The sequence below is a fragment of the bacterium 336/3 genome (assembly GCA_001281695.1).
Classification (GTDB): Bacteria; Bacteroidota; Bacteroidia; order Cytophagales; family Thermonemataceae; genus Raineya.
Genome location: LJIE01000004.1, coordinates 1 through 23,407 on the forward strand (window position 1 = coordinate 1; position 23,407 = coordinate 23,407).

21 protein-coding genes and 2 pseudogenes are annotated in these 23,407 nt (G+C 32.1%); 14 read left to right on the forward strand and 9 right to left on the reverse strand.

What is annotated here, in order from left to right:
• Positions 1–234 carry a hypothetical protein gene (locus tag AD998_20605; protein KOY84409.1) on the forward strand — a complete coding sequence of 78 codons (234 nt, stop codon included), beginning with the start codon at positions 1–3 and terminating at the stop codon, positions 232–234.
• 481 nt (positions 235–715) lie between these two features.
• Here AD998_20605 and AD998_20610 read toward each other — a convergent pair whose 3' ends face one another.
• The 5 genes and pseudogenes from AD998_20610 to AD998_20630 form a co-directional block, all read right to left on the reverse strand.
• Complete coding sequence (locus AD998_20610) at positions 716–1,258, reverse strand: hypothetical protein (GenBank protein ID KOY84410.1); 543 nt, start codon at positions 1,256–1,258, stop codon at positions 716–718.
• 494 nt (positions 1,259–1,752) lie between these two features.
• Positions 1,753–2,175 (reverse strand): hypothetical protein, encoded by a 423-nt coding sequence (locus tag AD998_20615; GenBank protein KOY84411.1) that lies wholly within the window; start codon positions 2,173–2,175, stop codon positions 1,753–1,755.
• Entirely contained in the window at positions 2,172–2,642 is a 471-nt protein-coding gene (locus AD998_20620; protein ID KOY84412.1) for a hypothetical protein, read from the reverse strand. The genes AD998_20615 and AD998_20620 overlap by 4 nt, the downstream gene beginning before the upstream one ends.
• 38 nt (positions 2,643–2,680) lie before the next feature.
• Positions 2,681–3,313: pseudogene (locus AD998_20625) on the reverse strand (hypothetical protein).
• A gap of 51 nt (positions 3,314–3,364) precedes the next feature.
• Positions 3,365–3,727, reverse strand: a complete 363-nt coding sequence (locus AD998_20630) for a MerR family transcriptional regulator (GenBank protein ID KOY84413.1) — start codon at positions 3,725–3,727, stop codon at positions 3,365–3,367.
• Between the two features lie 107 nt (positions 3,728–3,834).
• Here AD998_20630 and AD998_20635 point away from each other — a divergent pair, with 107 nt between their 5' ends.
• The 6 genes from AD998_20635 (at position 3,835) to AD998_20660 (ending at position 10,865) form a co-directional block, all read left to right on the forward strand.
• Positions 3,835–4,650 (forward strand): short-chain dehydrogenase, encoded by an 816-nt coding sequence (locus tag AD998_20635; protein ID KOY84497.1) that lies wholly within the window; start codon positions 3,835–3,837, stop codon positions 4,648–4,650.
• Positions 4,651–4,662: 12 nt separating this feature from the next.
• The gene (locus tag AD998_20640; GenBank protein ID KOY84414.1) at positions 4,663–6,051 is read left to right on the forward strand and encodes an aldehyde dehydrogenase; all 1,389 of its coding nucleotides are present in this window, start codon (positions 4,663–4,665) and stop codon (positions 6,049–6,051) included.
• Positions 6,052–6,358: 307 nt separating this feature from the next.
• The gene (locus AD998_20645) at positions 6,359–7,447 is read left to right on the forward strand and encodes a hypothetical protein (GenBank protein KOY84415.1); all 1,089 of its coding nucleotides are present in this window, start codon (positions 6,359–6,361) and stop codon (positions 7,445–7,447) included.
• Between the two features lie 482 nt (positions 7,448–7,929).
• Entirely contained in the window at positions 7,930–8,811 is an 882-nt protein-coding gene (locus AD998_20650; GenBank protein ID KOY84416.1) for a hypothetical protein, read from the forward strand.
• A gap of 97 nt (positions 8,812–8,908) precedes the next feature.
• Entirely contained in the window at positions 8,909–9,988 is a 1,080-nt protein-coding gene (locus AD998_20655) for an N-ethylmaleimide reductase (protein KOY84498.1), read from the forward strand.
• A gap of 73 nt (positions 9,989–10,061) precedes the next feature.
• On the forward strand, positions 10,062–10,865 hold the full coding sequence (locus AD998_20660; GenBank protein KOY84499.1) for a hypothetical protein: 804 nt from the start codon (positions 10,062–10,064) through the stop codon (positions 10,863–10,865).
• Between the two features lie 110 nt (positions 10,866–10,975).
• On the opposite strand, the gene AD998_20665 is transcribed toward AD998_20660, so the two are convergent.
• The 4 genes and pseudogenes from AD998_20665 to AD998_20680 form a co-directional block, all read right to left on the reverse strand.
• Positions 10,976–11,182, reverse strand: a complete 207-nt coding sequence (locus AD998_20665) for a hypothetical protein (protein ID KOY84417.1) — start codon at positions 11,180–11,182, stop codon at positions 10,976–10,978.
• A 12-nt stretch (positions 11,183–11,194) separates the two neighbouring features.
• Positions 11,195–11,515, reverse strand: coding sequence for a hypothetical protein (locus AD998_20670; protein ID KOY84418.1), 321 nt, complete (start codon positions 11,513–11,515; stop codon positions 11,195–11,197).
• Between the two features lie 1,072 nt (positions 11,516–12,587).
• Positions 12,588–13,325 (reverse strand): annotated as a pseudogene (locus AD998_20675) (hypothetical protein).
• A 123-nt stretch (positions 13,326–13,448) separates the two neighbouring features.
• A complete protein-coding gene (locus AD998_20680; protein ID KOY84419.1) occupies positions 13,449–14,024 on the reverse strand; it encodes a Crp/Fnr family transcriptional regulator in 576 nt (191 codons plus the stop codon).
• 426 nt (positions 14,025–14,450) lie between these two features.
• Here AD998_20680 and AD998_20685 point away from each other — a divergent pair, with 426 nt between their 5' ends.
• The 7 genes from AD998_20685 (at position 14,451) to AD998_20715 (ending at position 23,407) form a co-directional block, all read left to right on the forward strand.
• Positions 14,451–15,389: a hypothetical protein gene (locus AD998_20685; GenBank protein KOY84420.1), complete on the forward strand. Its 939-nt coding sequence runs from the start codon at positions 14,451–14,453 to the stop codon at positions 15,387–15,389.
• Between the two features lie 282 nt (positions 15,390–15,671).
• Positions 15,672–17,036 carry a hypothetical protein gene (locus tag AD998_20690; protein KOY84421.1) on the forward strand — a complete coding sequence of 455 codons (1,365 nt, stop codon included), beginning with the start codon at positions 15,672–15,674 and terminating at the stop codon, positions 17,034–17,036.
• A gap of 11 nt (positions 17,037–17,047) precedes the next feature.
• The gene (locus AD998_20695; GenBank protein KOY84422.1) at positions 17,048–18,115 is read left to right on the forward strand and encodes a hypothetical protein; all 1,068 of its coding nucleotides are present in this window, start codon (positions 17,048–17,050) and stop codon (positions 18,113–18,115) included.
• 25 nt (positions 18,116–18,140) lie between these two features.
• Positions 18,141–21,272 carry an acriflavin resistance protein gene (locus AD998_20700; GenBank protein KOY84423.1) on the forward strand — a complete coding sequence of 1,044 codons (3,132 nt, stop codon included), beginning with the start codon at positions 18,141–18,143 and terminating at the stop codon, positions 21,270–21,272.
• A gap of 12 nt (positions 21,273–21,284) precedes the next feature.
• The gene (locus AD998_20705; GenBank protein KOY84424.1) at positions 21,285–21,596 is read left to right on the forward strand and encodes a hypothetical protein; all 312 of its coding nucleotides are present in this window, start codon (positions 21,285–21,287) and stop codon (positions 21,594–21,596) included.
• A 452-nt stretch (positions 21,597–22,048) separates the two neighbouring features.
• On the forward strand, positions 22,049–22,636 hold the full coding sequence (locus tag AD998_20710; protein KOY84425.1) for a Crp/Fnr family transcriptional regulator: 588 nt from the start codon (positions 22,049–22,051) through the stop codon (positions 22,634–22,636).
• Positions 22,637–22,714: 78 nt separating this feature from the next.
• Entirely contained in the window at positions 22,715–23,407 is a 693-nt protein-coding gene (locus tag AD998_20715) for a hypothetical protein (protein KOY84426.1), read from the forward strand.

Sequence of the window (23,407 nt, forward strand, 5' to 3'; positions counted from 1 at the left end):
TTGGCACAAGTAAGGGGTAAACAAACTGCAATTATAGAGGCAGAAAAATTAAATCTAACCGATAATCATTTTTACTTTTCCTTGCTTGGTTATTTACATACAGACATTGACAATGCAAAAGCTATTTCGTATTTTGAAATGGCACAACAAAAAGCAAAAACTGATAATGACAAATTACTATTAAACAAAAAATTGAACGACCTTAAAAAGAAAAACAACAGTTACCCCTGTTAACTGTTGCACAACTCAGACTTAAGCATGTCAAATAGTAAAGCTTAGAAAAATTTCTTTTCTACACAGCCCTTTTAAAAGGGCTTATTTTTTTCTATATGGAAAATGAGTCTAAAATTTACCTGTCTTGAAAAGGCTAAAAAAAGCTTTATTACAAGATTTTGAGAGTTTTTCAAGTGTATTCATCATTTGACATGAACTCACTACTTTGGGATGTATGTATTTTAAGTATTTCTTCAAATTGTAAGTCAAAGTGAATTTGCAAGGAAAAAGTGGACAAAATTTTAAGCGACAGACGAATAAAAATTTGATTTATGATTGAACTCATTAATAGTCATATAACTAATAGCAAAATGTCTTCTTTTTTGATTATACCAAATTTCAATATACTAGCTTCGCTGAGCTCACTTTGTTCGGTTCAAAGATGTCTAATTTCATTTGTTCCTTTGTGACGAGCTTGTTGCCATTAATTACTCAGGTATGCTTACTTGTCCATTTCTTCCAATTCTATCAAACGAATTGGATATTTGGTCATGTTAATTTCTTTCATGTTGCTATCAAAGTATTTTACTACTTTTTGTTTTTCTTTGTCTTGCAATACGAATCGGTGTCCTCCAAAAGATTTTTCTTGTTGCTTACCTGGAACAATTGTAAATCCTTCAAAGCTAATGAGCTTGTACTCTTTTAAGAGTTTATTAAACCTTTCATATACATCATTTTCTACCCCACCCGTTCCAAGATAAATTCGGAGGTCTTCATTGTTTGAGCCATTGCCTCTATACTCTGACGAAGAGGTAAAATTACCTGCTTCATCATATCGGTCTCGATATGATAGGAGTTTACCCGAAGCATTGTTAAGTTTCTCATAAGCCACTACATATCTGACTTGCTTATTATTGACCACCATCTTAAACCAAGTAACGGGTTCCATACCGACATTATTCATAAAAGCCGTTCTGATGGCTTGAGGTACTTTGTTGGCATCAATTTTAGAACTCTTGGGACCTATTTGGGCTTGAATATTCATCAGCACAAGGCAAAAGCAAACGGAAAGGGAAATAATTTTTGATTTCATAAAAGAGTGAATTAGGATTGATCAATAATTATAATTTTTGATTGTTTGATAATTTTTTTAATAACTATACTCAAAAGTAAATGGTTTTGAGAAATATCCCCAAAAAGTATAATTTTCGCTTTTTTTGGTGTTCTTCACCATAGCTGTCAGGCTAAAGATATTTATTATCTTTGTAGATGAACTAAATATAAAAAGAATTAACGAAAACATTATTAGATTGAGTAATGGCGAAAAAATAGAATAATAAATTACAATCAAAAAAAGTTAATCAACATGTGTTCAACGTAATTTTAAAGGTTTAAAAACTCTCTCAAATTTTTGTCCACTCTAAGATAGTAATTCCATTCTTTGTAAAAGGTTTATGAGAAAAATGAGGCTTATTGAAAGCCTCATAGCATAATTTTCCCCTAATTTAATGGGTTTGTGCACTGTTTTTAGAAGTTATTTCAGCTTTTGAGCAAGTATTTTTCCAAAGAATATTTCCCAGAACCAATAAAAATTATAGTCAGGCAAATAGTTGCATAAACAACCGTCATTTCTGCATGACCAAAAATATCACCTTTGCCAGCTGTGAAAGTAGCTACCAGCATTGTAAACATGATAAGAAATGCTCCAAGTCTTGTAAGCAAACCTAAAACCAACATGATACCCCCAAATAATTCAGCACCTGTTCGTAAATAAGCCATTAGCAGTGGTAAGGGGAAGTAGAGATTTTTTGATAAATAGTTGGCAAAACCTTCCATAGCTTTTGAATTGAATAATTGATGTCCATGTAAGATAAAATAAATTCCTACTACTAGTCTTACGATTAGTATTCCACTATCAATTGAAAAGGGAGTTGAGCTGAGTAAAAAGTTTTTTAGTTTCATGTTTTTAATTTTTTAATACTTTTTATAATCTGTATTAGTGGTTTCATTTCCTTTTTTGATTTAGCATTTAAATAAATCAAATAAAATTCATCAAAACCGTCTCTATCAATTATTAATCTGTTAGAAATTACTATTTGTTTTTTTTCATCTTTTTCTGTGCCTTCAAAAAAGTAAGCAGTCATTCCGTTTATATTTATTATTTTCATTTTAGATAACTTTACAAATGCAGTATCTTTTTCTTGTATTACTATCAATTCCTGTAAGTTGTGAAATTTTTTATTATAGCTCCACAATGCCCCATTTGCATAAGATTTTGGATTTGTAAATATAACTTCAGCATAAGCCTTCTTATCCACATAGCTGGCAACAAAACCCTTTTTTAGTTCTATTGAGAATTGTAACTTAGTCTGTTCAAACTTAGTTATGGTTTTGCCGGTTTGTGAAAAACCAATTGTTGATACAAGCATTAAAATTGATATAAGCAATCTTTTCATATCTATAATTCTTATTGAAGTAATTTATTGAACGTTTCAGTTAATGCAGGATCAGAAGGTTTTGCAGAATTAGAATTTATGATTACACCATCAGGGTCTAATAATAGAAACCTTGGCAATTGATACATACCTAATGCCACAATAAAATCAGAGTTCCAGTTTTTATCTGCATACAATTGAAAACCTTTCATTTCTTTTGTTTTTACAACTGATTTCCACTTTTCAAAATCCTTCTCATAATCAACAGAAATACTAACAAAAGCGATATTTTTATCTTTATACTTTTCGATAAGATTTTTCATATATGGTATCTCCTCAATGCAGGGTCGACACCAAGTTGCCCAAATATCAATCAACACATATTTACCTTTTAAGTCTGAAAGGTTTGTTTTTCCTCCCTCATAATTTGTAAAGTTAAAAGTGGGGCAAGGAGTATTATTCAACTTAGTTATCATTAAATTTTGTTTATAAGATAATTCAAGTTCAAGTATTTCTCTTTTTAGATTGTCTTTCAATATTTTACTTAAATTTGGATTTAATTTTGCAGCGTTTATGCGATTTAAATCATTTTCTTTTTTTAATGGTAGTTTTTGCTTGAATTCAATTTCATTTAATTTCATTAATTTTTCAATACTCAAACTATAACTCAAACTGTACAGTAGTAAATGTTTATATTAACTTTTTTCAGGACGACACTAACAATCATCTTTGATAACATCTTTTTTAAACTGACTGATTATTTCTTTCATTTCTTTTAGCTGTTTTATTTTTTCATTAATAGATAAAAGTTTCTCATCTAAAACAGCTAATTTTTCAGAAATAGTCATTTTATTATTGTACCAAGCATCCACCAATTGAGCAATTTCACTAATTGTAAAACCAATTGATTTGGCATCTCTAATTAATTCTAATTTTTCAACTGTTTCTTCATCATAATGAAAATAGTTATTTGACTTTACATTTTCGTTTCTTTTACCTTTTATCAATCCTGATTTCTCATAAAACCGAATTGTATGGACAGTAATGCCTGTTCGCTTCGATAATTCATTTATTAACATTTTACAAAGATAAGGTTTAGAAAAATAAATTACAAGTATAGACTATACTCTAATGTTGTATGTTTTATTTTTTGATAATACTTTTGTACACATCAAATAAAAAAACCATGAACAAAACTGTCTTTATTACTGGAGCATCAAGTGGAATAGGAAAAGCCACTGCACTATTTTTTGCCCAAAAAGGTTGGAATGTAGCAGCAACTATGCGTAATCCTGAGAAGGAAGTCGAACTAACAAAGCTAAACAGTGTAAAGCTATTCAAGTTAGATGTCACCAATAACGAGAGCATAATAAATGCCATTGAAAGTGCTGTAAATCAATTTGGCAAAATAGATGTATTGGTTAATAATGCAGGGTATGGTGCTGATGGCGTTTTTGAAGCCATGACAGATGAAGTAATAGAAAATCAATTTAATACCAATGTATTTGGTTTAATGCGTGTAACCAGAGCTATTATTCCACATATGCGTGTAAAAAAGGCTGGTACCATTATACAGATTGCTTCTATGGGTGGTAGAATCACGTTTCCCCTATTTAGCATTTACCATGGAACCAAGTTTGCAGTGGAAGGCTTTACAGAATCATTACACTATGAACTAAAGCCGTTTAATATTAAACTTAAGCTTATTGAGCCTGGTACCATAAAAACTGAATTTTATGGAAAAGGTCGTGTAGCTATTACAGGTAGTAACCTTCCTGAATATAAAGCGTTTGTGGAAAAATGTGAAAAAGTATCGCAAGCACCAGCAAAAAATGGTGTTACACCTGATAAAGTGGCTGAAACAATTTATAAAGCGGCAACGGATAATTCCAGCAAATTGCGTTACCCAAGTGGCAACCCTGCTCCATTATTAATTTGGTTGCGTAAAAGATTGCCTGAAAGTTGGTTTTACGCATTGGTTAGAAGTAGTTATAAAATTTAATTAAAACAAACGATGCTTACACAAGAAGAAGTAAAAGAAATTTTTCATCAGAAAGAAATCTTTTTTGACGATGGTAATACCCAATCGTATGAGTTTAGGATGGAGCAATTAAAGAAATTTAAAGTAGCCATTGAAAAATATGAAGAGGAAATTTTAGAAGCTCTTCATCAAGATATGCATAAACCTAAATTTGAAGCATACACCAGTGAAATAGGCATTATGCTTGAAGAAATTGAGCATACTATTAAACATTTAAGAAATTGGATGAAGCCCAAAAAGGTATCGACCCCAGTGGTTTTGCACCCTTCAAGTAGCTATATTTATAAACAGCCACTTGGTGTTGTGTTAATTATTGGACCATGGAATTATCCTTTTCAATTATTAATGGCTCCGTTGGTGGGTGCTATTGCTGCGGGTAATTGTGCTATTATTAAGCCAAGCAATGAAACGCCACATACAGCTAAAATAGTAGAGAAATTGGTTGAAAATACCTTTGATAAAAATTACATCAGTGTGGTGCAAGGTTCAGGTTCTACGATGGGACCACTTCTGATTGAAAATAACCGTTTTGACCATATCTTTTTTACAGGAAGTCCCAAAGTGGGTAGCCAAATAGCGAGTATGGCAGCTAAACATTTAACACCTGTTACTTTAGAGCTTGGAGGCAAAAGCCCAGCTATCGTTGATAAAAGTGTAAACATTGAAGTGGCAGCCAAACGTTTAACTTGGGCTAAGTTTTTTAATGCAGGTCAAACTTGTGTATGCCCAGATTATTTGTTGGTACATGAGGAGATTAAAGAAGTGTTTGTAGAAGAAATGAAAAAGAACATTCGTTTGTTTTATGGCGAAAATCCACAAAAATCAAAAGATTTAGCCCGAATAGTAAATGCTAAAAGGTTCGAAACATTAAAACAATATTTAAACAACGGACGTATATTAATTGGTGGTGAATTTGATGAAACAGAACGTTACATAGCCCCAACTTTAATTGACCAAGTTGGAATGGATGATGTCATCATGCAAGAAGAGATTTTTGGACCAATTATGCCCATTCTTACTTATAAAACAAACGATGATGTTGTACGACAAGTAAGAAAACATCGACATCCTTTAGCATGTTATATTTTTTCGAACGATGATGACAATAAAAACTACTTTATTCAGAATATTGAGTTTGGTGGTGGTTGTGTAAACAACTGCATGGTACATTTGGTAAATCCAGAGTTGCCATTTGGTGGTGTTGGTAATAGTGGCATGGGCAAATATCATGGCAAAGATAGTTTTGATACCATGAGTCATACTAAATCGGTGATAAAAACAGCAACATGGCTCGATCCATCGCTAAGATATGCACCATATACTGATAGTAAGTTGAAATGGGCAGAATGTTTTATGGGGTAAATCCTATAATGAATTTATGCATATACCCTTAATTTTATGATTGCTTATAAGTTTTTTACATAAATCAACATGGAATATTAAAAAGTCAAATATCTTGATTCTTACGAATTATAAGAATTACACAATGGATTGATAGAACTTATTAGACTCAAAATATCATATGATTTTTAAATAAATTTGTATTGTTTTACATATAAAACACTGATAAATAAAAATCTATATCAAAGTTTAAATTTTGATATAGATTTTTTTTAAAAATATGTACATTTAGGAGTTGCTGGTAATTTTAAATACCCATTTCAAACATATGAAATTCATTATAATTTTATTCCTTTTAATTCTTTCTAATTATTTGAGTGCTCAGAATTTAAATACTGAAAGTGCAACTAAATTTTGGAAAATCATTGATGTTGTAAAAAAAGACATTCCAATTTCAAACGAATTATGGAGCGAATTTAGAAATGCAAAAGCAGACAGTTTGTGGTTTGGAATGGCAAGACAACTGGATAAAAATTATGAACTATATTATAGAAATGCTATTGAAATAGTATTCAGACCATCTAATAAATCTAAACTTGACAGTATTATAAACTTACCAAAAGACAATTCAAGAAATTTACAAAATATTTTTGTAATAGGTATGTATCAAAACTATTTTTTGAACGAACAAGGTATTAGAGAATTTTACAAACGAGTTTCTGAAACGGCTTATTTAGACACTATTTACAATATTGCTATTACTATGTTGCCAAAAAAATTCAAAAAACCTACTGAAAGACTAAATGCATTAAATATTTATATACATGGAATTGAAAGTGGGGCAAATGCAACAAGGCATGGAATAATGTTTTCTATGGCAGGGCTTTACAATTTTGAAAAAGAGCATTTTGGGATTTTGGGAGCTCACGAACTTCATCATCTTTTGAGAGTTAGCAAGTTAAAAGGCTCTATTCAAAGTAATCATAAGTTTGCTGTTGATATAATGGAAAGTTGTTTAAATGAAGGTTCGGCTGATATTCTTAACAATTTACCAGTATTTGAAAAACCAGAGTTTACAGACTTAAAAACAATGACCCTGATAAATAGTGAAGAAAAGTTAAGAACCATTGATAAGTGGTTTTCAGAAAGATTTGCGGACACATCTAAAACAAGGTCAGAAGAAGAAATCGCAACTTTATTTAATTACTTAGGTGGACACAATCCAGGTTATTTTATGGCCCGAACAATTGTAGTAAATGGCTTTAAAAATGAATTAAGGGAAACCATTGACAATCCTTTTCACTTTTTTTTACTTTATCAAAAAGCTGCAAAAAAAGACAAGTCAAAACCACCCACATTTAGTATTAAAACAATCAATTTTATCAAACAACTTGAAAAATTATATTACAACAAATGAAAAACTACCTGACAAAGTATTGTCAAAAACGGTTGGAGGAATTCTATTTATATTTAAACTTTGGTATTTCTATTGAAGTTTAGTGCTAAAAATACCCACCATTGCCAATACGTGAACCGTACCCTTCACCGAACCATATAGAATATGTTTCACTTTGACAAATATTTCGGACTATTTATGAACAATAAATTTCACAAATACTATCCTTTACAAATAAGCGTTTCAACAAAATCAAACTTGGCACTATCTGTTAAAAACGAATCTGACATTTTTAGGAAAGTATTTTTCTTAAATTCAAAAATTGAACATAAGTAAATACGTGAAACTAATCAATTAACCATTCTCATAACTCCACATCAATATTTATGGTAAAAATTGCCATTATTGCCAATCCCGAAACAATTGGAGCGAAATACTTACAGAATTTCAGAATCTAATGCAATTTTAATAACTTAAAGTTGTATTATAAAAACAATTAATTTATGAACATCCCTATCTATAAAAATATAAATAGTCTGGTGCAAACAAACGAAAATGGCTTTAAGTCAGAAAATGAGGAATTTAGTATTTATCAAATTAGGCGAATGAAAGGCTCAGGACTGAAAAGAAAAGCACATAGAACAGATTTTTATGGACTCACCTTTATAGAAAGCGGGGAGGGGAAAATTTGCATCAACAATAATTGTTATGAATTTGAAAACAATATGCTTATTGCAACAAGCCCAGGGCAGATTATTACGTTGGACGTAGATAACATCTCAAATGGCTACACCATTTTCTTTATGTCAGAATTTTTAAATATACATTATCCTGAAACGATTGAAAAGAATTTTCCTTTTTTCAAACTTAATGCTGAGGGTCTTCCAGAAATAAAAAAGATTAGCAATCATATTAAAATCTTGTTCAGAATAATAAATATAGAGTACTCCAAAAAAGAGACGGAGTATATGAATATTATCAGAAGTTATTTGTTGGTACTTTTAAATTTAGCGAACAGACATTATCTTAAAAGGACAAATACTTTAACCCAACTGAGTAAAAAACAGGAGTTAACTATGGAATTAGAAAACCTTGTTATTAAATTTATGCCTGAGCGAAAATCTATTGCATACCTAGCCAAAAAACTTTCTATCAGTTCTAAACATTTGAATGAAATTATTAAAGTAGCCACAGGCAAAACACCTTCTGCATTTATTACTTCTATTTTTATGTTGGAAGCAAAAAAACTCTTGATGCATACTAATTTTTCTATTACTGAAGTAGCCTATCAGCTTAACTATAGTGACGCCTCTTATTTCAATAAAGTTTTTAAAAAGCACTTTAATATGACCCCACTTGACTTTAAAAAGCAATCGGTAAAATAATTACCCTCTAATACGACTTTTGTACAATACTTATAGCTTTGGTATAACTACCTTTGCTACTGATAAGAATATAGCAAAAAAAGAAAATGTACAAAAAATGAAACTTTTACAAGAAATAAAAATCGGCAATTTAACCCTGCAAAACAGCATGGCTATGGCACCCATGACAAGAAGCAGGGCAAATGTAGAAGGTATTGTATCACAAAGTACAGTTGTATATTATGAGCAGAGATCCTCTGCTGGGCTTATAATTACAGAAGCTATCAATATCTCAGCTCAGGCATTGGGCAGTCCTTTTACTCCAGGCATTTATACACAAGAGCAAATAGATGTTTGGAAAAAAGTGACAAAAGCTGTTCATGAAAAAGGCGGAAAGATATTTGCCCAACTTTGGCATACAGGTCGTGTGGGGCACTCCATTGATAAAGGAGGGGTTTTGCCTGTTGCTCCTTCTGCTATTGCCATTCAAGGGCAAGAACATTTTACTTCTCAAGGCTCAAAAGAATATGAAACACCAAGAGCATTAGAAAATGCTGAAATCAAACAAATTGTACAAGACTATAAGCAAGCGGCAATCAATGCTATTGAAGCAGGTTTTGATGGTGTTGAATTACATGCCGCTTTCGGTTATTTGCCTAATCAATTCTTGGTAGAAAGTGCCAACCAACGAACAGATGAATATGGCGGAAACATTGAAAACAGAAGTCGCTTTGTTTTGGAAGTTATGGAAGCAATGGTGGATGCAATAGGTGAAGGCAAAGTAGCCATTAAACTTTCACCAAGCATTCCGTTTAACAGTATTATTGATAGCAACCCAACAGCACTTTATCAATACCTGATTACCTCCTTAGATAAAATGCCTTTGGCATATATTCATTTGATGAATCCTATGTTCCCTACAGATAATCTGCCACAATACCCCAGAGATGTGATAGGTACATTTGGCACATTGACCAAACATGTGCTGATTGCCAACGGAGGTTATAACCGTGCGACTGGTGAACAAGAATTACAAAAAGGTATAGCAAAAATGATTTCTTATGGAGCATTATTTTTGGCAAATCCAGATTTGCCAAAACGCTTTGAATTAAATGCCCAACTCAATCACCCTGACCGTGCCACTATGTATGGTGGTGGAGAAAAAGGCTATACAGATTATCCATTTCTTCAAGAGTAACATTTTAAAAAGAATTATGTACAAGAAGGTTATAGAAAAAACACATGGTCAATTGGCACCCTTGGGGCCAGATATGAAAGTAAGGAGAGTTATTCCATCGCATGAAGTGAACGATGTAAACCCTTTTGTTTTTTTAGATCACATGGGACCAATCGTTCATAAGCCAGGTTCTAAAAGTGGAGGAACGGGAGCACACCCTCATAAGGGCTTTTGCACATTCACTTATTTGTTAAGCGGTGAGGTGGAACATAAAGACAGCAGGAAACATCATGGAATAGTTGGTGCTGGTGGAGTACAATGGATGATGGCTGCATCTGGCATTGTGCATGATGAAAAGCCAACACTTGCTTATTTAGAAAAAGGAGGTCTCTTACATGGTTTTCAATTATGGATAAACCTTCCTGCAAAATTTAAAAAGGAAGAACCACAATACTTTCCACTACAAAGCAAAGACATACAGGAAGTAAAAATGGGTGAGAGTAAAGTAAGGGTTTTAATTGGCTCATTTAAAGAAGCCACTTCACCCATACCCGTATTTTCTCCTATGTTTGTGTATCACATTCAGTTGGCTGGCAACAGTGAAATTTCAATACCAATAGATGAGGCATTTAATGTGTTTGCTTACATACCTGTTGGCGAAACAGTAAGTAATACTGAAAAGTTGGCTGATGCTGAGTTGGCTTTATTTGGGAAAGAAGGTGATACTATTCATTTCAAAAATGAAACTGAAAGTAATATAGATATTATGCTTTTTGGTGGAGAACCCATACCAGAGCCGATTATAGCTCATGGTCCATTTGTAATGAATAGTGAAGTTGAAATAAAACTTGCTTACCATGAATACAATAGCGGAAAATATGGGATAATAGATTTTTAAAACAAAAAAATGCGTGATATAGGTTCAAATCAACTATTAAGAAGTGATTTTAAAAAAATTACAGCTTTGGCAGTGCAGGGGTTTTGGTGGGAATCAAGACTAGCAAAAACTTAATGTTGGTAAATACCAGTGGCGAATATCTTATTTCTAGAATGAAAGAGCAGACAGGTAGTAAACTGAATAGTTTCACTCATACTATCTTCATTGATTTCAGAGAACATTTCAAGAATTTCAGCATAAATAGGGGTAACTCTTTGAGCTTTTACATTTTGACTTACCAAACAAAAAGCAAGCAAACAATAAATAATTGATTTCATAAATAAAGTATTTTAATGAGTTAAAGTTAATTTAAGTCCAATAACACCTAAAATGATTAGCAGAATGAAGCCTATCCGAATAAGGGTTGCAGGTTCTTTAAAAAATATCATTCCAATAATAACCGTTCCTACTACTCCAATACTCGTATAAATAGCATAAGCTGTTCCAATTGGAATAACTTTTAATGCTAATTGCAAAAAATAAAAACTTGTAATTATACTTACATAGAAGATAGCAGTCCATCCTATATTTTTATGGTCGTTCATTTGTTTAAGACCAATTGTCCAGCCAATTTCAAAAATACCAGCTAAGAGAAGATAAATCCAATTCATCATTTTACTATTTTTAAGTGTTTTGAATAGAAATTTTTTCGGTTTGGGGCAAAGATTGACAAGTCAAAATATAACCTGCTTTCAAATCTTGTTCAGAAAGCACTTGGTTGTTTTGCATTTTTACCTTGCCTTCAGTGCGTTTCATTTTGCACATTCCACAAAGCCCGCTTTGGCAAGAAAAAGGCAATGGAATGTCTTGGTCTAAACCACTTTGCAAAATGGTTTTGCCTTCTTGGGTTTCAAAATGGTACATTTTACCAAAGACTTTTGCGAAAACTTGTGCCTTTTGAGAAGTATTTATTTGATTTTGGGCTGTGATTAAAAACAATTCACGATGAATATTCTCTTTACTAATGCCCAAATATTGCAAATCTTCTATCAATTTGTTGGTCATTATTTCAGGTCCGCAGAGATAAAAATCCAATTTGTTTTTATCATAATGATTTACCAATTCTTCCAATGAAACTCTTGTGATATAGCCTTTGATGGCATTTTGAGGATTTTCTTCTTCACTCAAAAAGTGTTTGATTTCTAATTGGGTAGAAAAGTCATTTGCCCATTTTTCAAATTTTTCTTTGAAAATGATGCTATTTGAAGTTCTGTTGGCATACAGCAAAGTGATTTTACTTTTGGGTTCAAACTTCAAAATTGTGCCTATCATACTGTAGATAGGAGTAATTCCACTTCCGCCTGCTATCATCACATAATGCTTTTGATTTGCTGGTTCAGGATTGAGATAAAATTGACCTGATGGGGCTGTAACTTCTAAACTATCACCCACTTTCAAGTTTTCGGCTAGATGATTTGTAACTTTGCCACCTTTGATTTTTTTGATTGTCAAAGTCAAAAAATTATCTTTATTTGGAATGGAAGAAATTGAAAATGTACGATACAAGGTTTCACCTTTGATATTAACCTTGATGGTAAGGTGTTGCCCTGACGAAAAATCCCTGAAAGTCGAAGGTACATTGTTAAACTGAATCGTAAAAGCTTCATTTGCCTCTTGGCGAATTTCAGCAATCGTTAGCGAATACAAACCTTCATAGCTTTTCTTGATGTTTTTGCGTTCAAAAATTTGTTCGTGTCGGGTTTCGTAGTCTTTAAATTCAGTCCCCATCCATTTGTCCCACCAAGTAAAATATAGGGCATAATTACCATTGAATAATTGGTGGTGCATATTGTGGTGGGTTGAGGCAGTTTTGTACTTTAAAATAGGTAGTTTTACCCAACCTTTTGGATACGCCTCATAACCCAAATGTCCTAAAACATTATTCAACATATCAAAAATTTGCCAAGCCAATAATACCCCAAAATTCAATGGCATTAGAAAAGGCAATAGAAACGGCATCGCATTTTCAACGATTGCTTCAGAAGGGTGAAAAGCAAAGGCAGTCAAAGGAGAAGGGTCTGTACTTTCGTGGTGTATTCGGTGAAAAAATTTGTAGAGTTTGGGATGATGCATAGCCCTATGCGACCAATAAAAAAAAGCATCATTGATAAAGAGCAACAAAGCAAAACTTATCAATGCCCAAGCCCAACCATATTGGTTGATATCAAGATATAAGAGTGTATAGCCTTGCGATTGCAAGTAAAGCAATACGATGTCCATAATGGCAAATACAAAAAATGTACTTGCTGAATGGAATACATCATGTTTGAAATGGTGTGTGTTTGCCCTTTCTACTTCCTGAATACGAATTCCTTTGAAATACTTTTTCCAAAATATCCAAAAAACAACAAAAAAAGGAATGACGAACATTGAGTAGGTGATGGCGTGTTCGATAAAAGCCTCTAAAAAATGACCGAAAATCTCTTGAATATTCATATTTTTCGCAGTTAAATGATTGATTATTTACTGCAAAGTTCTGAATGATGGCTTAGAATTCTTTTGAGACAAATCAAAAAGAGATTTGATGTAGGTCAAAAAATAGTATTACAATTTTCCTGACCTGATACGACTCAATGTTTCTTGGGTGATATTGAGATAGGATGCAATATGTCCTAAACTTATCCGATTGCTGATATCTGAAAATTGGGTTAAAAGCTTTTCGTAGCGTTGTTTGGCAGAAAGAAATTGGAGATCTGCAATTCTATCTTCAATTTGCAAAACATAGTATTTTTCAACTAAATTGATATACCAAAGAGCAAAGGAGTGATGTTTTTGCAATAAGTTTTGAAAATTATTGTAATCAACCGCATAGAGTTCACTGTCTTCTAAAAGTTGTATGCTTTCGCGTGATGGTATTTGATTGACAAAACTGGGTCCATCAGCCACAATATCATTATCAAGCGAAAACCAAACATTGCTCTCTTTCCCATCTTCATCTGTATAAAAATAACGAACAGCACCGTTCAACAAAAACCAAAGGTATTTACACGGGCGACCTTGTTTGAGTAGAAAATAGTTTTTTGGATACTCAAGATGTTGAAAATGTGAAATTACCTCTTCCAAAATATCGTCAGGAAGTGGATAAATCGTATTTATGAATTCTAATATTTTCATACTCATGTCTATAAATATATGTAATTTATCTGTTTTTTATAAAACTTATCATTATTTTTTTGATTTGAACAATAATACTAGTTGAAGGTAGTCTTTATGAATGGATTATACAGACTACTATTGCGTTTATAGTTTTTTTATATTGTAAGTAAAATTTTGAACTAAAAAATAACGTTCTAATATATTCCTCTAGTCTGGAACTGCAAACAAAAACAAGTCTTTTTTAAGCTATTACTTTTTTGGTTCTCAAATATTTTTTTCAGGGAAAGCTATAAGTTGTATAAACCTATTTTATAATAATAAAGACATAAATCTTTGAAAATTTTAGTACTCATAATCATTTTTTGAGTAATTTTAAGTATGAAAATCTTTTTAGTAGTGGATTTTCCTGATTTTAGCAAAGGTAATTTGTTGTTTTTAATGGTAATCTAAATGAAAAAAAATAAAACAATTCAAATAGTAGATCCACAACTTTTCATAAAAGATTATTTCGACCATACCTTAATTCAAAAAGATGGCTTTAATTTAAATGCAATTATGCCAATGAAGCAAAGCTGTTTTTTTGTAATATCTCCTATAGAAGCTGGTAGTAAATACATAAAATTTCCGAAAGAAGGCATAAAAACTAATTACTATGAGTTCATATTTATTACAGAGGGTAAATGTATTTCAACAGATAATTTGAACGAGTTAACGCAAAAAAAATCACAAATACGTTTTGTGGCTCCAGGTAAAATAACCTCAGTCAAAGAAGTATCTGCTGATGTTAAGGGTTATTATTGTTTGTTTGACAAGCCCTTTATTGATACCCATACAGGAACAACTAATTTTTTAAATAGTCTGCCTTTTTTTGATTTAGATGCTATTCCTTTAATTAATTTAACTGAAAGTCAATCGCAGTTTTTCTCAATAGTATTGCATAAAGTTCACCAAGACTTTGAAGTAAATTTTATTGTTCAACAGGCAAGTATTTGTAATTATTTGGTAGCCATTTTAAAAGAATGTAGCTTGTTATATGAAAAAGTGTTACAGGATAATAGTAAATTAAGCTCTGCTGACCGTATTGCACAAGAGTATTTACGTTTGGTAAATAAGTATTATTTAACTAAACGCAAATTAGCAGAATATGCCGAATTATTGAATGTAACACCCAAGCATTTAACTAAGAGCGTAAAAACTGCTACGGGAACCCCTCCTATGAGTTTTATTTACAAAATGCTAATTTTGGAAGCCCAAGTTTTACTAAGAGATACCAAACAGTCTGTTGCCGAAATTGCTTTCCAGCTAAGTTTTGAAGATGCCGCTTACTTTAATCGTTTTTTTAAGCAACATACAGGCACTACCCCAGTCAGCTTTAGAAATAATAAATAAGTAAATATTGAAACCATAAAAATGTATGGTATACGTTATTTACCCCTAAAAATCACGAAGTAACAGAAAGTTTATGCAGGCTGATTTTATCTATGAATACAAACTAAAGCATGAAAAATATAGCATTTAACCAATATATAGATGTTTTTTAATTAGAAATGAGATTAACAAAAATAAGATTCAAAACAAATTGCGTGTTTTGTCCAACTTAATGCACTTTTAAGTCAATTCTAGCCATCTTTTTATTTTCATATTTGTGTTACCAAATAATGTAATAAAAAGATGGACAAAAAAATAGGGCTTAAAAAAGCACAGCTACTACTCTTATTCTTAATTCTACTGGCAAGTAATGTTTTCTCTCAAACAGCAGATACAAGTTCGCTAAATCAATGTATAGATATTGCGATTAAGAATAATCAAAACATTCAAAACAAACGTTTAGATGAGCTAATAAATCAGGCAAAAATTGCTGAAACAAAATCCGATTTATATCCACAATTAAAGCTAAAAAGCAATTATCAATACTATCCTACAGTTCCCACTTCATTAATTGAGTCTAGTGCTTTTGGTGGTCCACCTGGGCAATATTCAGCTACACAGTTGCTAGTTCCTCAAAGTATGAATGGCTCTGCTGAATTTTCTTGGCAGGTGTATAATCCAGCCATTCTATCAGCACTCAAAATAAGTAAACTAAGTAAGAGTATGAGTGAAACTGCCACTAAAGATAAATTAGAGGGTGTGGTGTATGATGTCTCAGCTACCTACCTAAACATTCAAATAAACGAGTTGCAGGCTGATTTAACACGCTCTAACATCAGTAATTTAAAAAGAAACTTAGACTTAACCACCCAATTGTACAACCAAGGGCTGGCATTAAAATCAGACATAGACAACCTTATTTTAAGTGTTGCTAATTTAGAAACCGTATTAAATAACCAGTTAAACGAAATTAACCAACTGTATTATTTACTTAAAATCTATATGGGATTGGCACCTGATTATGCTTTAGTTATAGAAAAGTATAAAGAAAATCAATCTAACAATTATACTTATTTAACAAGTATAGATACTACAAACTATAAAAAAAGAAGAGGTTATAAGTCTTTACAACAGACAGGCGATTTGTTTGTACTTCAAGCAAAAAGTATTAAGGCTGGTTACCTGCCCAATCTAAATCTTATAGGTTCTTTTGGTTACAGTGGTTTCAATCCAGAATTTCAGTTGTTTAAAACCTATAATAATAAATGGTATGCAACCAATCTTATCCAGTTAAATCTTGAAATACCCATTTTTGATGGTCTTAAAAAACGCAATCAGTTGATACAAAATAAATATCAGCAACAACAAAATAACAATAGTTTGCAAAATTTAAAAAACACCTTTCAAATGGAGCAAATGAACGCTTTAAACAGCTACAACCTATACATTAAAGATGTAGAGTATCAAACAAAAAATGTTGCCTTAGCCAATAAACTATATAATCAAAAATTACTAGAATATAAAAATGCAAGTGCTTCATTGAATGACATGATTACAGTAGAAAACACATTAAAAGCAGCACAGTCGAACTATTTGAATGCTCTCATTAAATTAAAGTTAGCAGAGTTAGATATTAAAAAAGCAAACGGAGAACTTATTAAAAATTAATCCTCAATAGTATGAAGAAGAAAATAACAACAATCATCATTATATTGGTAGTATGTGCATTTGGCATATTCACCTTTTTAAAACTACGTACCAACAAGCAGGAATTAAATAATCAGGTGTATAAAGCAGATACTACAAGAGCTGTATTGATTACTTGGGAAAAAGCAGAACAAAAGATGATAAACCCATCTTTTGTTTTTGCTGGCTCTTTTGAACCCAATAAAGAAGTACAAGTATTACCTGAAAGAAGTGGAAAAGTAACCAACATAGGTATTGAACTGGGCGACTTTGTGAGTAAAGGGGAATTAATAGCAAATTTAGACAATGAAGAATTGACTTTGAATTTGGCAAATAATCAGACTTTATATGAGGATGCATTGCGTACTTATGAAAGAAATAAAATTTTAGCATCAAATGAAGCCTTGACAAAAAACGCTTTAGAAAAAGCAGAGCTATCTGTAAAAACTTTTAAAAATAGTATAGATGTACTTAAAAAGCAAATGACTTACATGCATATCTATGCTCCTATGAGTGGTTACATTACATCTAAAAGCTTTGAATTAGGCTCTATTGTTTCACCAGGTATGCCTATTGCTATAATTACAGATATTGCTTCTGTGAAACTCAATATTCTTGTGCCTGAAAATGCTGTAACGCAATTTAAACTGGGTAGTTCTATGGATGTTTCTTGTGATGCTTATGCTGGCACTAAACTATCTGGCACAGTAGATTATATTTCAGTAAAGGCTGATGATTCTAAAAATTTCTTGGTTAAAATTAAGGTTAATAATGATGTTGCTAATATCATACGTGCGGGAATGTTTGGCAAAGCATATTTTAAGAGTAAGCAACCCATAAATGCTTTAGTAGTAAGCAGAAATTCTATTGTTGGTTCTACAAAAAATCCACAGGTATATGTAATAAAAAATGGCGTAGCTGTTTTACGCAGTGTTACATTGGGTCTAATTTTAGAAAACGAAATTGAAGTAGTTGGAGGCTTAACAAAGGGAGAGTTGGTTGCCAATAGTGGGCTTGTAAATCTTGCTAATGGAATTAAAGTGGCACAAGCAGTTAAATAATTAATGATTATTAAAAGAAAAGCAAATGACCCTAACAGAGCTAGCTATCAAAAGACCATCGCTTATTATTGTACTATTTTTAGTGCTATTACTTGGTGGCGTATTAACATATAGTCGTATTGGCTATGAAATTTTACCCCGATTTACACCCCAGTTGCTATCCATAACAACTGTCTATCCAGGTGCTGCACCTAATGAAATTGAAAGTCAGGTAACTAAAAAAATTGAAGACCAATTGTCCAACCAAAATGGTATCGTGTCTATCAATTCATCTTCCTATGAAGGGCTTTCGCTTGTTTCATTAGAGCTATCAAACGATGTTTCGTTAAAAGCAGTAAAGCAAGATGTAATTGCAAAAATAAACAGTATACAAGGAATATTGCCAACCGATGCTGAAACACCTTCAGTTTCGGAACTATCATTCAATGATTTACCTGTATTGCGTATCAGTACTACATCTAATTTGACCTCCACACAATTTTTTTCAGAATTAAAAAATAGAATTATTCCCCAGCTATCGCAGTTAGAGGGGGTTGGTAGTGTTGAATTATTAGGCGGAGAAGAGAGAGAAATCAGGGTAAATATTAATCAAGAAAAATTAACGGTTTATGGTTTGTCCATATTGCAAGTTAACCAAGCTATTAATAATGCCAACCTCGATTTTCCAACTGGTAGAATTGAGCAGGGAAATTCACAAACTGTGGTTCGTTTGACAGGTAAGTTTACACAATTGGAGCAATTGAAAAATTTGATTGTTTCTACTTCAAGAACAGGTAGCACAGTTAAGTTACAAGACATTGCTGAAGTGATTGATAGTAAAAGAGACATCAATAATATAAATCGCCTAGATGGTAAAGAAGCAGTAGGTGTACAAGTAAGAAAGAGAACTGATGCCAATTCTGTTGCAGTAAGTAAAGCAGTAAGAGATAAAATAGTTGAATTAGAAAGTAAGTACAGCAACATTAATTTAAAATTTGTTGTAGCCATAGATACCAGTTCATTTGCATTAGAAGCAGCAGAAGCAGTACAACACGATTTGCTGATTGCAATTTTATTAGTAGCAGCAGTAATGCTCATTTTCCTGCACAGTTTACGAAACTCATTTATAGTAATGGTGGCTGTGCCTTGCTCTTTAGTTACTGCCATTATTACCATGTATCTGGCAGGTTATACATTTAACTTAATGACTTTGCTTGCCATGTCTTTAGTAATTGGTATTCTGGTAGATGATTCTATTGTAGTATTGGAAAACATTTACCGCCATTTGGAAATGGGTAAAGACAAACGTACTGCCGCTATTGATGGTAGAAATGAAATTGGCTTTACAGCCCTATCCATTACTATGGTGGATATAGTTGTGTTTGTGCCATTTTTATTATTAACCAATACCACAGGTAAATTATTAGCTCCATTTGCTGCAGTAGTAGTGGTATCTACCTTAATGAGTTTGTTTGTATCGTTCACTGTTACACCTTGGTTGGCTTCTCGTTTTGCAAGGGTAGAAGATGTAAAAACTAAGAAAGGTATTTGGGGGTGGTTTTTACGTGGTTTAGAAAATGGTATTGATAACATTATTCACTTTTATGCAGGTGCATTAAAGTGGTGTTTAAGTCATAAAATTATAACAGCATTAGCTGTTGTAGCAATGATTATAGCTTCTGGTCAGTTGGCAAGATTTGGATTTATTGGAAGTGAATTTGTAAGACAGGGTGATCAGAGGGAATTTATCATTAAACTGGAATATGATAAAAGTGTAACCTTTCAACAAAATAATGTTACTACAAAACAGGTAGAAGATTTTTTAAGGGCAAAGCCTTATGTAAAATCTGTATTTGCCAATGTGGGTGGTTCAAGCGATTTAATTAGTTTAGGTAACAATAATAACCAATCAGAAATAAATGTAAAAATTTATCCCAAAGAGGAAAACGCTAAAATAACGGATGAGGCTTCTGCTGAATGCTTAAATGAACTGCAAAATAAATTTCCTGAAATAAAAATCACTTCTGCCAAACCATCTTTTTTGGGTGGTAATGAAGACGATCCTATTGAACTCATATTTTCAGGAGAAAACCCTGATACCGTTTTAGCATTGGTGAAGCGAGTGGAGAAGGTAGTGCAAAAAATACCTGGTGCTATTGATACAAAAATTTCTATCAAGGAAGGTTTTCCAGAAGTAAAAGTAGCATTAGATAGAGATAAAATGGCTAAGTTGGGATTAGACATTAATTTGGTAGGAGCTACTATGCAAAGTGCCTTTGCAGGCAATGATAAAGCCAAATTTAGAGATGGTATAGATGAATACACCATTAAAGTTCAGTTAGACAAATTTGATAGAAGAAACGAAGCAGATGTGGCAGCATTGAGTTTCATAAATAATAAAGGACAAATCATTCGCCTTGACCAATTTGCTAATTTCTCTTATGGTGTTGGTTCTTCAAAATTAGAACGAAGAAATAGAAGAAGTTCTGTAACCCTCAGAAGTCAGGTATTGGGTACACCAAGTGGTAATGTTGCAGATGCAATACAAGTAGAGTTAGATAACATGCAAATTCCAAAAACAATAGAATACAATTGGTCAGGTGAAATAAAAAGAGCAAAAGACTCTACAGACACTTTATTAGGTGTTATTGGTATAGCGATATTATTAATTTACCTAATTATGGTTGCCTTGTATGATTCCTTTGTATATCCTTTTGTAGTGTTGTTCTCTATTCCTGTGGCTATGATAGGAGCCTTGCTAGCATTGGCAATGGCAAAGTCAAGCTTTAGCTTATTTACTGGTTTGGGTATTATTATGATGCTCGGTTTGGTAGCCAAGAATGGGATTTTAATTGTTGATTTTACCAATCACTTAAAAGAAAGAGGACATTCTACAGTTGATGCATTAATGGAAGCAGGTAAAACAAGATTAAGACCTATTTTAATGACAACCCTTGCTTTGGTTTTTGGTATGATACCCATTGCCATTGCCCAAGGTGCAGGAGCAGAATGGAAAAATGGTTTAGGGTGGGTATTGATTGGTGGTTTGACTTCTTCTATGTTACTAACATTAATTTTTGTACCAATCGTTTACCTAGCTGTCGATAATGTGAAGGTTTGGTTTGAAAGATTTGGCAAGAAGAAAGCTGAAGTTAAAAATATGAATCCAATACTTTAATACATAAATATAATGGAAGTCCTTTTGCATTATCGGTTTCGATTTATTGATAAAGTTAAATTAATAAAAGAATGTTTTGATGAAAATGGAGTAGAGTACAGAGAAATGGATAATCTCATATTCATTAGTTCGACTCATTTAAGATTTACAGAAATGGCAGTTCTCATTTATCAAAAATTGATTAAGGCATCTTCATCAAAAACAGACTACTTGTACTTGTATACAGTAAACAATGAAAAATACTGGTTTTGTATAATTATAAAAAAAATAGGGAATTCAAGAATGTACAATATTATATCACGATTAAAAAGCACAATGAAATGAAAATACTAAACATTGTAATTGTCTAATTTTTCGTTTTAGCAAGTACTTATAAATGATGCTACATATTTTAATTATAGTCTGTTTCCAGAAATTAAATTTGAAGAGAAAATATGAATGGAAAAGGGCTTCAACCGAACCAAAGTAATGGTAACTCTTGCACAACTCAGACTTAAGATTGGAAAACAGTAAAATTGAGAAGAAATGAATTTTATATAGCCCTTTCCATCAAAGGGCTGTGCTTTTTATACATTAACAAATAAACTTAAAATCTGCTTACTTAAAAATTCTTATTAAAATAGTCTAAAAAAGGTGTTATTTAGACCTAGATTTATTTTTTTGTACTTTTACATTCAGGGATTTAGTGAAAGATAATCAAATTTACAACTTCTGTAAACCACGATACTTTATCTTTAGGCTTAGAAGTGACACAAAGTATTAATTAGCATAAAAAAATGGATAAATCAGCTTTAATAAATTTCATAAAAACAAATATCCCGAATGTTGCTATTGATGAACAATCGTTACAGATTATTGTAGACCAGTTTGAAGAAAAGATATTTCAGAAAGATGACTATTTACTAAAAGAAGGAAAAACAAGTCGTTACTTTTTTCTTTCAGAAGGTTTTTTAAGAGTATTTACATTTGATACAGAAGGCAATGAAGTAACTACCTATTTTTATTCGCAAAACAGAGTAGTTTTTGATGCAGCCTCATTTTTCTTGAAACTGCCTTCATCCGAGAATATTCAAGCAATGACAGAATGCAAAGTTTATATAACCAACTTTGAAAAACTAAACCAACTTTTTCATTCAGTTGCTGCATTCAGAGAGTTTGGAAGACAAATGATAGTTCAGGAATTTGTTGCCTATAAGCAACGTACATTGGCTATGATCAATCAAAGTGCGGAAAAACGCTACCTAAAACTTATTGAAACAAACAAAGATGTTTTTCAATTTGCCCATCTCAATCATATTGCTTCTTATCTGGGCATTAGTGAGAGAACGCTCAACAGAATTCGTCAGAATTTTACAAAAAAATAGCTCTCAATTATTTTACGCCATTTGTCGTATGCAATAAAATTTAGTCACTGTTTCTTTGCAGTAACAAATTTTATTGCAATGGAAAAAATCCCTTTTTATGTGTATGTCACTTTTGGGCTAACACTCATTACAACGCTTTACTTGTTTTACAAAGCAACACCAAAGTCAAAAGGTTTTATCATTCTACTATCTGTTTGGCTGTTGGCACAATCCATCGTTGGTATTTTAGGTTTTTATACCATTACCAATACAATGCCTCCACGGTTTCAACTATTGTTATTGCCACCTTTGGTATTTACGACTATTCAGTTTAGTACCAAAAAAGGCAGAGCATTTGTTGATTGCTTGGATTTAAAAGTTCTTACTATAATTCATGTTGTAAGAGTTCTAGTCGAAATAGTTTTGTATTGGCTTTTTATTGGTAAAGCAGTTCCTGAATTGATGACTTTTGAAGGAAGGAATTTTGATATTATTGCTGGTATAACGGCACCCATAGTTTACTACTTCTCTTTTATAAAGCAAAAAATCAGTAGGACACTTCTACTCGTTTGGAATTTTTTATGCCTTGGATTGCTACTAAATATTGTTATCAACGGAATATTATCAGCACCTACGCCTTTTCAACAATTTGGTTTTGAGCAACCCAACATTGCAGTGCTTCATTTCCCATTTATGTTTTTGCCTGCTTGCATTGTACCAATAATGCTATTTTCCCATTTATCAAGCATCAGGCAATTAATTATCAATAAATCAGTCATAAATAAATTTTAG